At 68.0% G+C, this 11,116-nt stretch carries 10 protein-coding genes; 5 read left to right on the top strand and 5 right to left on the bottom strand.

Annotated features, from left to right (window positions below; translation table 11 throughout):
• Positions 1-326 precede the first annotated feature (326 nt).
• Positions 327-788 carry a DUF1810 domain-containing protein gene (locus tag AC3ANP_RS13530; RefSeq protein WP_488330675.1) on the bottom strand — a complete coding sequence of 154 codons (462 nt, stop codon included), beginning with the start codon at positions 786-788 and terminating at the stop codon, positions 327-329.
• 265 nt (positions 789-1,053) lie between these two features.
• On the opposite strand from AC3ANP_RS13530, the gene AC3ANP_RS13535 reads away from it, so the two are divergent.
• The gene (locus AC3ANP_RS13535) at positions 1,054-1,485 is read left to right on the top strand and encodes a VOC family protein (protein WP_488330676.1); all 432 of its coding nucleotides are present in this window, start codon (positions 1,054-1,056) and stop codon (positions 1,483-1,485) included.
• 384 nt (positions 1,486-1,869) lie between these two features.
• Here the strand turns inward: AC3ANP_RS13535 and AC3ANP_RS13540 are convergent, their stop codons facing one another.
• Positions 1,870-2,460: a GNAT family N-acetyltransferase gene (locus tag AC3ANP_RS13540; protein ID WP_488330677.1), complete on the bottom strand. Its 591-nt coding sequence runs from the start codon at positions 2,458-2,460 to the stop codon at positions 1,870-1,872.
• Entirely contained in the window at positions 2,444-3,094 is a 651-nt protein-coding gene (locus AC3ANP_RS13545) for an IMPACT family protein (protein ID WP_488333058.1), read from the bottom strand. Before AC3ANP_RS13545 ends, AC3ANP_RS13540 begins: the two co-directional genes overlap by 17 nt.
• 73 nt (positions 3,095-3,167) lie before the next feature.
• Here AC3ANP_RS13545 and coaE point away from each other — a divergent pair, with 73 nt between their 5' ends.
• The 4 genes from coaE to AC3ANP_RS13565 all read left to right on the top strand — a co-directional run bounded on the left by coaE (position 3,168) and on the right by AC3ANP_RS13565 (position 9,141).
• Positions 3,168-4,406, top strand: coding sequence for a dephospho-CoA kinase (coaE, locus tag AC3ANP_RS13550; RefSeq protein WP_488330678.1), 1,239 nt, complete (start codon positions 3,168-3,170; stop codon positions 4,404-4,406).
• A 40-nt stretch (positions 4,407-4,446) separates the two neighbouring features.
• Positions 4,447-6,528 (top strand): excinuclease ABC subunit UvrB, encoded by a 2,082-nt coding sequence (gene uvrB, locus AC3ANP_RS13555; protein ID WP_488330679.1) that lies wholly within the window; start codon positions 4,447-4,449, stop codon positions 6,526-6,528.
• 135 nt (positions 6,529-6,663) lie between these two features.
• The gene (locus AC3ANP_RS13560; RefSeq protein ID WP_488333059.1) at positions 6,664-7,698 is read left to right on the top strand and encodes a TerC family protein; all 1,035 of its coding nucleotides are present in this window, start codon (positions 6,664-6,666) and stop codon (positions 7,696-7,698) included.
• 84 nt (positions 7,699-7,782) lie between these two features.
• Complete coding sequence (locus tag AC3ANP_RS13565) at positions 7,783-9,141, top strand: MFS transporter (protein ID WP_488330680.1); 1,359 nt, start codon at positions 7,783-7,785, stop codon at positions 9,139-9,141.
• Positions 9,142-9,228: 87 nt separating this feature from the next.
• On the opposite strand, the gene AC3ANP_RS13570 is transcribed toward AC3ANP_RS13565, so the two are convergent.
• Both AC3ANP_RS13570 and AC3ANP_RS13575 read right to left on the bottom strand, forming a co-directional pair.
• Positions 9,229-10,494 carry an alpha/beta fold hydrolase gene (locus AC3ANP_RS13570; protein ID WP_488333060.1) on the bottom strand — a complete coding sequence of 422 codons (1,266 nt, stop codon included), beginning with the start codon at positions 10,492-10,494 and terminating at the stop codon, positions 9,229-9,231.
• Positions 10,495-10,603: 109 nt separating this feature from the next.
• A complete protein-coding gene (locus AC3ANP_RS13575; RefSeq protein ID WP_488330681.1) occupies positions 10,604-11,104 on the bottom strand; it encodes a GNAT family N-acetyltransferase in 501 nt (166 codons plus the stop codon).
• Between the last annotated feature and the right edge of the window lie 12 nt (positions 11,105-11,116).

The following is an 11,116-nucleotide window of genomic DNA, read 5'->3' on the forward strand; positions in this document are numbered from 1 at the left end:
GCCACCGGCCCGGGTTGCTCCGGGCCAGCCACAGCGGGTCCCTGCCACGTGCAGGGGCCCGCTGTGGTTTAAGGGTGGTTTTGGGGGTGTTCAGGGGTGTTCTGGGGTTGGTGAGGGGGACATGCCCAGTCCTACTTCACAGGACCGGACATGCCCATCCCTAGGTCACAGGACCGGACATGCCCAGTCCTAGGTCACAGGACCGGACACGCCCAGTGCGTGGACCGCCGGCAACGGGACATGTCCAGTCCTGGGCGCCAGGAGTGGACATAGCGGGTTGATGTCCATTGGCACGGGCCGGCGCGGGACATGTCCTGCTCGCGACGTCAGGAAGGTGAACCCAGAATCCTCTCCGTGGCTGCGTCCGGAAGCCCGTCGTAGTACTTGTCCAGGACGTGCTGGAAGATTGTCCCGTCGTCTGCCGCCCGAAGAAACAAGGTCGACGACGAGTGCAGTTTGCGTGCGTCGATGCTGCCGAGGATCTGTTCCGCGCTCCGAGCCTCAACATCGAGGACAGTCCGGGTGCAGTCGAGGAGCCGCGGGCCCAGCACCGGGTGCTCCAGATACGCCTTCGCCTCCGCGAGGGAAGAAATGGCGTATTTGCGCGAGGTCGGGCTCATTCCGAGGCCGGCGATTTGCGGAAAGACGAACCACATCCAGTGGCCCCTCTTGGATCCGCTTCGGAGCTCCGAAAGTGCCTGCTGGTAGGTCCCCGCAGACGCCTGGGCTTGGGTGAAACGGGACAGCTCGAAAGGGTCCGCCACGTTAGTGTTCCTGTCTTCGCTCATGTGGTCTCTCTCGCTTCTGTGGTCACGCGTCCGACGTTGCTCCCATCCAATCACTGGCGCAGCCGCCGTGACAGCCTGCGGAGCCGGCCGGCACACCCGTCTCCTTCGCGGGAAGGGGAGAACGAGGAGAAGAGAACCCTCATGTTCCGGCCTAGGCGTGCTTGTTTTATCGGGAGCCGACGTCCACACTGTGTAGGTCCCGGCATGCACACCTGTCACGCGCGCCACATCGCTCGGCCGCGTTGGCCGCTACGAAAGGATTTCGATGGCTTCACTTTCTGGAGAGACCGGCGAGGCGGGTGCAGGCGGGGCGCTCGGTCCTTGGCCGCGGGGAATCGGCGCCATCACCTTGTTCGTCGAGGACCTGGCTGCCAGCAAACGCTTCTACCAGGAGGTCTTTGGCCTGGCTGTGGCCTTCGAGGACGATGCGTCGACGGTGTTCAAATTCGACAACACCATCATCAATCTGCTGAAGACGGAAGCGGCGCCGGAGCTGATTAGCCCCGCGCCGGTCGCATCTCCGGAGGCTGGCGCCCGAGTGCAGTTCTCCATTGAAGTGGACGACGTCGACGCCATGTGTGCAGAGCTCGCATCCCGCGGCGTCGAGCTGCTGAACGGACCCATGGATCGACCGTGGGGGATCCGCACCGCGAGCTTCCGCGATCCGGGCGGCCACATCTGGGAGATCGGCCACTAAACCCGGAAGGAACCGCACGCCGGGGACTCCTGGAATTCCTCGAGTTGAGCGCAGAGGTTCATTGCCTGGCGTGGGCAGAGGGCATGTCCCGCGGGCGGCCGACGCACGAGCGAGCATGTCCATCCGTGGGCGTGAGGGTGGAGCATGTCCCGCGGGCGGCCGACGCAGGACGGAGCATGTCCATGCGTGCGCTCAAGCGGTGGGCACAATGGCACCATGTCCATCCGTCGGTGTGAGGGTGGAGCATGTCCCGCGGGCGGCCCGACGCAGGACGGAGCATGTCCATCCGTGCCCTCAAGCGGTGGGCACAATGGCAGCATGTCCAGCCGTCGGCGCGAGGGCGGAGCATGTCCCGCGGGCGGGGCGGCAGGGCGTGCCCCGCGGCTACCCGAGCCTGATGCGCGCAGTGACGTGCTGGCCGTCCGCTGCGAGCTCGGCGCCCGCCGAGCGGAGCAGTGCCTGCGCGGCGGCGTTGCCTGCGGTGGTCTCCGCCTGCAGCAGGTCGGCGCCGGCCGCGGCGGCCTTGGCCTTGACCAGCCGCAGTGCCTCCAGGCCGATGCCGCGTTCGCGGAAGCCCCGCCCCAGCCAGATCCCCGTCTCGAGCGTGCCGCCACCCAGCGAAGCGGACCCGGCAGCGGACAGCGAAGCTGACCCGGCACCGGAGCCGGCAGCTGACCCGGCACCGGACCCGGGAGCGGAAACGCGCTGCAGCCGGACGGAACCTGCCGGTTCGCCGTCGGCGGTGATCGCCCAGGTCTTCTGCCGGGCCGGGCCGTCCAGCCCGGCCGCGGCGGCGCAGTGGTAGTCGCGGAACCAGCCGATCCGTTCGGTGTTCCAGCCCTCGGCGGTGCCCAGCGGCGGGGCAACTTCGTCGGCATCGGCGTCGTGCAACGCCACCGACAGGAGCCGCTCCAATACCGGCTCCGTGACGTCAACCAGTGCCACCACCGGCGCCGGCTCAGTTGATGGGGACATCGATCCACTCCGTTTCTCCGGGCACCAGGGAGGCGCTTCCGGCCGAGAGCGCGGCGAGGCGCTCGGCCGCCTGCACCAGCCCTGCCGGTTCGTCCGGCAAAGCGAGCCGGAGAACCGTCATTTGCGCATCATAGCTGGGACCGGCCATCACATAGCCCGCGGCCCGCAGGTCGTTCTCCAGGCGGCCGGCAACGGCATGCGGCACCGGCACGGCGCAGATCCGCAGTCGCTGCCGCCGCACAAGTGGCGCCGAATCCAAGGCGGAGGACACGGATTCCGAATAGGCCCGGACCAGGCCGCCGGCGCCGAGCAGGATCCCGCCGAAGTAGCGGACCACGACGGCGGCGACGTCGCTGAGGTCGGTGACACCGGGCGCCGTCTCACGCCGAAGAAGGGCCTCCAGCATCGGGATCCCAGCCGTGCCGGATGGTTCGCCGTCATCGTTGGAGCGCTGCACCCCGCGGTCCGGCCCGAGCACGAAGGCCGAGCAATGGTGTCGGGCATCGTGGAACTCCCGGCGCAGCCCGCTGACCAGCGAACGGGCGCTGTCCTCGTCGGGGGTGCGCTGCAGCACCGTGATGAAGCGGGACCGCTTGATCTCCAACTCGTGCCGGAACCCGCCGCCGGCAGCCATGCTGGTGTAGACGGTGGCCCGGCTCTCGGGAGAATCCGCGTCGTCAGGCACCGCTTCAGTTTAGTCTGGTGGGGTGCTGAAGATCGGTTTGACGGGCGGGATCGCCTCAGGGAAGTCAGTAGTGGCCTCGCGGCTGCGCGAGCTCGGCGCCGTCGTGGTCGACGCCGATGCCCTCGCCCGCGAAGTGGTGGAACCGGGCACTCCCGGACTGGGCCGCGTGGTGCAGGCCTTCAGTTCCGCGATCCTGGCCCCTGATGGAAGCCTTGACCGGGCCCGGCTGGGTGCCGTCGTCTTCGGCAACCCCGAACGCCTCGCCGTGCTCAACGGCATCGTTCATCCCCTCGTCCGGGAACGTGCCGCCGCCCTCGCCGCCGCGGCCCCCCGCGGTGCCGTCCTGGTCCAGGACATTCCGCTCCTCGTCGAAACCGGCCAGGGTGCCGGCTTTCACCTGGTCCTGGTGGTGGACGCCCCGGACGATGTCAGGATCCGCCGGATGGTCGAGCACCGGAAGATGACCGTCGAGGACGCCCGCGCCCGGATGGCTGCCCAGGCCAGCCGAGAGGACCGGCTGGCGGCCGCCGACGTCGTGCTGGACAACTCCGGCAGCAAGGACGAACTGGGCGACGCCGTGGAGCGGCTCTGGCGGGACCGGCTGGCGCCGTTCGCGGAAAATCTGGTCAAGGGCAGGATGGCGGCCCGCAGCGGCGGTCCCGTGCTGAGCGCCGCCGACCCCGCGTGGCCGGCCCAGGCGTCGCGGCTGTCGGCCCGGCTGCTGGCCGCGGCTCCCCAGGACATCCTCGCGGTGGACCACATCGGTTCCACGGCCGTCCCGGGGCTGGACGCCAAGGACGTGCTGGATCTGCAGCTCACGGTCCGGGACCTGGCGACGGCGGACCGGCTGGACCCGTTGCTCGCGGCGGCGGGGTTTCCGCGGTGGCCCGGGATCGGCACGGATAACCCGAAACCGGCGCATCCCGATCCTGCCGATTGGGACAAACGCGTCCACGCCAGCGCTGACCCGGGCCGGCCGGCAAACCTGCACCTCCGGGCCGCAGGGTCCCCGGGCTGGCGGTACGCGCTGTGCTTCCGTGACTGGCTCCGCGCCGACGCTGCCGCCCGCGCGGACTACCTGGCCGAAAAGCAGCGCGCCGCCCGCCGGCACGGCGTGGACAAGTCCACTGCGGCGTACGCGGCGGACAAGGAGGACTGGTTCACGCAGTACGCCGCCCCGCGGATGGACGAGTGGGCCGCGCGTACCGGCTGGCGCCCGCCGTCGTACGCAGCCGGGGCCGAGGGTCCAGCCCAAAGCTGAATCCGGGCCGGCTGTCCGGGCGCGGCGGTAGATTAGTTACATGAGCCTTGCCCAGGAAATCAATCGTGTCGTGGCGCCCTTCGAGGTCATCAGCGAGTTCAAGCCGGCCGGTGACCAGCCCGCCGCGATCGCCGAACTGACCGAACGGATCCAGAACGGTGAAAAGGACGTGGTCCTGCTGGGCGCCACCGGTACCGGCAAGAGCGCGACGACGGCGTGGCTGATCGAACAGGTCCAGCGGCCCACCCTGGTCATGGTGCAGAACAAGACCCTCGCCGCCCAGCTGGCCAACGAATTCCGTGAGCTGCTGCCCAACAACGCGGTCGAGTACTTCGTGTCCTACTACGACTACTACCAGCCGGAAGCGTATGTGGCGCAGACGGACACCTTCATCGAAAAGGATTCGTCCATCAACGAGGAGGTGGAGCGGCTCCGGCACTCCGCCACCAATGCGTTGCTCACCCGGCGCGACGTCATCGTGGTGGCGACGGTGTCGTGCATCTACGGCCTCGGCACCCCGGAAGAGTACATTTCCGGCATGGTGACGCTCCGCAAGGGCGCGCAGATGAACCGCGACGACCTGCTCCGGAAGTTCGTCTCCATGCAATATGCCCGCAACGACATGGACTTCCACCGCGGGACGTTCCGGGTCCGCGGCGACACGGTGGAAATCATCCCGATGTATGAGGAACTCGCCATCCGGATCGAGTTCTTCGGCGATGAGATCGAGAACGTGCAGACCCTGCACCCGCTGACCGGCCAGGTGCTCCGTGAGGAAGAGGAGATGTACGTCTTCCCCGCCTCGCACTACGTGGCCGGGCCGGAGCGGATGGCGCGGGCCATCAAACGGATCGAGGACGAACTCGCCGAGCGCCTGCAGGTGCTGGAAAGCCAGAACAAACTTGTCGAAGCACAGCGGCTCCGGATGCGCACCACCTACGACCTGGAAATGATGCAGCAGATGGGATTCTGCAACGGCATCGAGAACTACTCCTCCCACATCGACGGCCGGGCCCGCGGCACCGCCCCGCACTGCCTGCTGGACTACTTCCCGGACGATTTCCTGCTCGTCATCGACGAATCCCACGTCACCGTGCCGCAGATCGGTGCGATGTACGAAGGCGACATGTCCCGGAAACGGAACCTTGTCGACTTCGGCTTCCGGCTGCCCTCCGCGATGGACAACCGCCCGCTCAAGTGGGACGAATTCCTCGAACGCGTCGGCCAGACCGTCTACCTGTCCGCCACCCCCGGCAAATACGAGCTCGGCAAGTCCGACGGCTTCGTGCAGCAGATTATCCGGCCCACCGGGCTGATCGACCCCGAGGTGGTGGTCAAACCGACCAAGGGCCAGATCGATGACCTGCTCGACGAAATCAGGACCCGTACCGCGAAGGACGAACGCGTCCTGGTCACCACCCTCACCAAGCGGATGGCGGAGGACCTCACCGACTACCTGCTGGGCCATGGGGTCAAGGTCGAGTACCTGCACTCCGACGTCGACACGCTCCGCCGGGTGGAGTTGCTCCGGGAACTCCGGATGGGCGTCTTCGACGTCCTCGTGGGCATCAACCTGCTCCGGGAGGGCCTGGACCTGCCGGAAGTATCCCTGGTGAGCATCCTGGACGCGGACAAGGAAGGCTTCCTCCGCTCGTCCACCTCGCTGATCCAGACCATTGGCCGTGCCGCCCGCAACGTGTCCGGGCAGGTCCACATGTACGCGGACCGGATCACCGACTCGATGGCCCAGGCCATCGACGAGACCAACCGGCGCCGGGCCATCCAGGTGGCCTACAACAAGGAAAAGGGCATTGACCCGCAGCCGCTGCGGAAAAAGATCGCCGATATCACCGACCAGCTGGCCAAGGAGGACGCGGACACCCGCGAACTCCTGGCGACGGCCGGAAAGGTCCGCGGCAAGGCCAAGGGTGGCGCCAAGGTCCGCGCCGACGGACTCGCGGCCGCCCCGGCCGAGGACCTCGTGGCACTGATCGAGCAAATGACCGAGCAGATGCACGCCGCGGCCGCGGAGCTGCAGTTCGAACTGGCCGCCAGAATCCGCGACGAGGTGGGCGATCTGAAGAAGGAGCTGCGCCAGATGCAGGCGGCCGGGCACGCCTAGGGTAAAGTGGGCGCCACGTAGGGGAGTATCCTAGGCGCTACGATCGTCAACACGCACGGCATCGATGCCGGGCCGGGCGTAGCGGGCAACTTAGCCGGAGAGACTTACACCGCTGAGTTGTACCCTGCGAAAGGTATGTTCGTGCCCGAACTTCCCGTCTGGTTTGAGATCGGCTCCTTCGTCGTTCTCGGCATCATCCTGGCCATCGACCTGCTGCTGGTCGTGAAACGGCCGCACGAGCCCTCCATGAAGGAAGCAGGCCTCTGGGTCTCCTTCTACATCGCCCTGGCCCTGGTGTTCGCCGGCGCGATGTTCCTGTTTGCCGGCGCCGAGCACGGCGGCCAGTTCGTCGCCGGCTGGGTCACGGAATACAGCCTCAGCATCGACAACCTGTTTGTCTTCATCATCATCATGGCCCGCTTCTCGGTACCCCGGAAGTACCAGCAGGAAGTCCTCATGGTGGGCATCATCATTGCCCTGTTCCTGCGCGGCATCTTCATCATGCTCGGCGCGATCGTGATCGAACAGTTCAGCTGGGTCTTCTACATCTTCGGTGCCTTCCTGCTGTGGACGGCGTGGAAGCAGGCCCGGGATGAAGGCGAGGAGGAAGAGGACACGGAAAACCCGCTGATCGCCCGGATCCGCAAGATACTGCCGCTCTCGGACAAGTTCGACGGCGGCAAGCTGCGCACCGAGGTCGACGGCAAGAAGGTCTTCACCCCGATGCTGGTCGTCTTCGTGACCATCGGCCTGACCGACCTGCTCTTCGCCGTGGATTCCATCCCGGCCATCTTCGGCCTGACCCAGAGCGCCTTCATCGTCTTCACCGCCAACATCTTCGCGCTGATGGGCCTCCGCCAGCTGTACTTCCTGCTCGGCGGGCTGATGAACCGGCTCATCTACCTCAAGCACGCACTGTCCGTAATCCTCGCCTTCATCGGCGTCAAACTCGTGCTGCATGCCATGCACGTCAACGAACTGCCCTTCATCAACGGCGGACAGCACATTGACTGGGCTCCGGAGATCCCCACCTACGTCTCGCTCGCGGTGATCGTGGGAACCATCATCGTCGCCGTCGTGGCCAGCCTGCTCAGCCCCAAGGCCGCCGCGGCAAAGCTGGATGCGAGGCTGGAGGAAGACGCCCGCAAGAGCCTCAGCGACGCCGAGTAGTACCGCCCCGGGTGCCGGATGCACGGCACGCGGCCTGCCCCGGGACGCACGCCCGGCCGCCCGGGCAGCGGCTAAGCTCGGAGCGTGAAAGTCTCTGAGGCCGCCACCGCGGCCGGTCCGGCGCTGCAGGCGCAGCGGGTGCAGCGCCGGACCGTAGTTGTGCTCAGCGCCGCCCAACTCCTGAGCGGGGTCGGGAATGGTGCCAGCTTGTCCGTCGGCTCATTGCTGGCTGTCGAGCTCTCCGGCTCCAACGCCTGGGCAGGCTCTGTCACCACCACCATGACCCTGGCCGCAGCGCTGACCGCGCTGCCCCTCGCCGGACTTGCCGGCCGGCAAGGGCGCAGGGCGGCACTGGTCACCGGCCTGCTGTCGGCCATGTCGGGGGCCCTGCTGGTGATCCTGGCGACCGTTACCGGCGCCTTTGCCGTGCTGCTGCTGGGCGCCGCCCTGCTGGGCCTGGGAACGGCCGCCAATCTGCAGGCCCGCTTCGCCGCCGTCGACCTCGCCCAGCCGGAACACCGCGGCCGGTCCCTGGCAATTGTGGTGTGGGCGGTGACTGTCGGCGCCGTCGCCGGACCCAACCTGATCCAGCCCGGCGCGCTGGTGGGGCAGGCGCTTGGCCTTCCGCCGGTCTCGGGTCCGTTCGTCTTCTCGACGGCGGGACTTGCCCTCGCCGCGCTGCTGCTCTTCGTCGGATTACGCCCGGACCCGTTGCTGCTCGCCGTCAGGCTCCGCGGCAGCGCCGCTGCTGAACCGGCGAAGGGGACCACGGGTACCCGCGGAAGGCGCGCCCTTCGGGCCGGGCTTCGGGCCATCCGGTCCTCGCCGCGCGCTGGGCTGGCGCTGCTCGCCGTCGTCGCGGCACACGGCTGCATGGCAGCGGTCATGTCGATGACACCGCTGCACCTGCAGCTGCTGACCGAAGGTCCGCTGGCCGGGCATTCCGCGGACCACGCCCATGCCGCCGGGACGGACGTCTTTGTGCTGATTGGCTTCACCATCTCGCTGCACATCGCCGGCATGTACGCGCTCTCACCTGTGATGGGCTGGCTTACGGACCGGGTAGGCCGCCTGCCGGTCATCGTCCTGGGGCACGGGCTGATTCTGCTCGCCGCAGTTGTCGCCGGCTTCGGCCAGGCGCAGCCGGCGCTGGTCACCGCGGGACTGGTGCTGCTGGGTCTTGGCTGGTCGGCGGCAACCATCGCCGGCTCCACGCTGCTCGCCGAGAGTGTCGGAACCGGGGACCGGGTGCTCGTGCAGGGCGTGTCGGACACCCTGATGGGCGTTGCCGGTGCCCTGGGATCCGGCGTCGCCGGTTTACTGCTGAGCGGGATCGGTTACCTCGGGCTGAACCTGGTGGCAGGTGTAGTGGCCGCCGGGGTCCTGGGAGTGGTCATCCCGGCGGCAGCACGCGTGGGCCGAGGCCGGACCGCGGGAACCTGACCGTAGAAGCCCCGGCGAGGGTCCCCGGGAACTCCCGGCCGGGGTCCCAATCGGAACTTCCGGCCGGGAGCTCGCCGCAGGGAAAGCTCAGCCCTGGTCCGCGCGGGTCATGCCCAGCAGCCGGGTGAAGATGGCTTCGCCGTCGTCCGCGATGCCGTCGTGGTGGAAATCGTCCGTTTCCCACACCTGCAGGCCCTGAACGGCCGCGGCGGTCTCCAGCGACAGGTCGCGGTCCACGTAGATGTCGTCCGTGTAGACCGCCGCCGCCACCGGCACCGTGTTGCGGGCCAGCTGTTCAGCGTCGTACAGCGGCCGCCAGTCCTGCTTCTCCGCGAGCAGTTGCGCCACAGTCCGCAGCGGCTGCAGGGCCGGATCCTGCTCAAAGTACCAGGGGTAGACCATCTCGCCGGTCAGCAGCGGGTCCGCGGCGGCGGGCCGGAACTCCGGGAAATCCTGCAGCACGCGCAGCGCGGCCCAATCGGTGGCCTCGCCCTGGCCGTAAATTGACTCATGCAAAAGCGCGTACAGCGGGTTCGAGGCGCGCGAGACCTGGCTGCGGACCTGCTCCAGGAAGCCGTCTAACAGCCGGTCGCCCTCTGGGGTGCCGACAAAAGCATCTTCGAGCAGGTGGTGCAAGCCGTGCACGCGGGTGTTCCCACCGAGGAAGTTGCCCACCATCTGGAAGCGCTCCACGGTCAGCGGGCTGCCGTCCGGCAGGACCTCCTCCACCTCGCGCAGGTGCCGGGAAATCCTGGTCACCAGCTCACGGTCCTGCGGATACCAGCCGAAGTACTCAGCGTTGCGCGCCGCCACCCGGCGGAAGGTCGCCCGGTAGACCCGGTCTGCCGGGCCGGCCAGAGGCGCCAGGCCGCCGGTGATCAGGGCGGCCCGCAGTCCTTCCGGAGCGAAGGACAGGTAGGTCAGGGCGCAGAAGCCGCCGTAGCTTTGGCCATAGATGGTCCAGGGGGCTGCACCCAGGCTGCGCCGGATCGCCTCAGCGTCCGCCACGATGGAGTCCGCCCTGAAATGCTCCAGGTAGGCCGCCTGGTCACGGTCGCTGCCGCGCAGGGGCAGCGTCTTCCGGTCGACGGGGGAGGAGAGCCCGGTGCCCCGTTGGTCCAGCATCAGGATCCTGAAGTCACGCCCGGCGGCTTTGCTCCAGCCGCCCAGCCCCGGAAACCGGTTCCCCCGGCCGCCGGGGCCGCCCTGCAGGTACAGCAGCCACGGCAATTCCGCGGCGGCCTCCTCGGCGTGGTCCGCCGAAACGTACTCGCGGGCGAAGACGGTGATCGTCTCGCCGTCACCGCCAAAGTGGTCCAGCGGTACCTCGAAGTAGTGTTCCACCGTGCGCATGCCGCGGTAGGCGTGGCGGGCCTTGATGACGTGCGGGACAACGCCCGCCGGGAGCTCCGGTAGCACGGCGTGCGTTCCGCTGTCCGTGGCCAGGGACGCGGCGGCCACCTCAGCCACGGGCGCCGGCCGTTTGGGCGCTGCCGAACGCCGTCAGGGCTTCGCCGGTAAGCCGGAAGGTGGACCAGCCGTCCATCGGACCGGCCCCGAGGTTCTTGTAGAAGGCGATCGAGGGCTCGTTCCAGTCGAGCACGCTCCATTCCACCCGTGCGTAGCCGCGCTCGACGGCGGTGGCGGCCAGGTGCTGCAGCAGCGCCTTGCCGTGGCCGGCGCCGCGGGCCTCAGGCAGAACGTAGAGATCCTCGAGGTAGATCCCGTGCACGCCTTCCCAGGTGGAGTAGTTCAGGAACCAGAGCGCGAAGCCCTGCACGTCGCCGGCTTCATTTTCCGCGATCGTCGCGTATACCCGTGGATCCGCGCCGAACAGCACCTCGGTGAGAAGCTCGGGAGTATTGCGGACAGCGTCCGGCTCCTTCTCGTAGCTGGCCAGATCGTGGATCATCCGCAGGATAGCGGGGACGTCGTGGGCGGTGGCGGGGCGGATTAGACTCATGAGGCGAGTTTA

The sequence above is a fragment of the Arthrobacter sp. JB02-1C genome, from assembly GCF_057748045.1.

What these genes read in the sequence shown, in the direction of transcription:
- AC3ANP_RS13530 (WP_488330675.1), bottom strand. Translation starts at nt 788, where the DNA reads ATGAGCGAAGACAGGAACACTAACGTGGCGGACCCTTTCGAGCTGTCC.
- AC3ANP_RS13535 (WP_488330676.1), top strand. Translation starts at nt 1,054, where the DNA reads ATGGCTTCACTTTCTGGAGAGACCGGCGAGGCGGGTGCAGGCGGGGCG.
- AC3ANP_RS13540 (WP_488330677.1), bottom strand. Translation starts at nt 2,460, where the DNA reads ATGTCCCCATCAACTGAGCCGGCGCCGGTGGTGGCACTGGTTGACGTC.
- AC3ANP_RS13545 (WP_488333058.1), bottom strand. Translation starts at nt 3,094, where the DNA reads ATGGCTGCCGGCGGCGGGTTCCGGCACGAGTTGGAGATCAAGCGGTCC.
- uvrB (WP_488330679.1), top strand. Translation starts at nt 4,447, where the DNA reads ATGAGCCTTGCCCAGGAAATCAATCGTGTCGTGGCGCCCTTCGAGGTC.
- AC3ANP_RS13560 (WP_488333059.1), top strand. Translation starts at nt 6,664, where the DNA reads ATGTTCGTGCCCGAACTTCCCGTCTGGTTTGAGATCGGCTCCTTCGTC.
- AC3ANP_RS13570 (WP_488333060.1), bottom strand. Translation starts at nt 10,494, where the DNA reads ATGCGCACGGTGGAACACTACTTCGAGGTACCGCTGGACCACTTTGGC.
- AC3ANP_RS13575 (WP_488330681.1), bottom strand. Translation starts at nt 11,104, where the DNA reads ATGAGTCTAATCCGCCCCGCCACCGCCCACGACGTCCCCGCTATCCTG.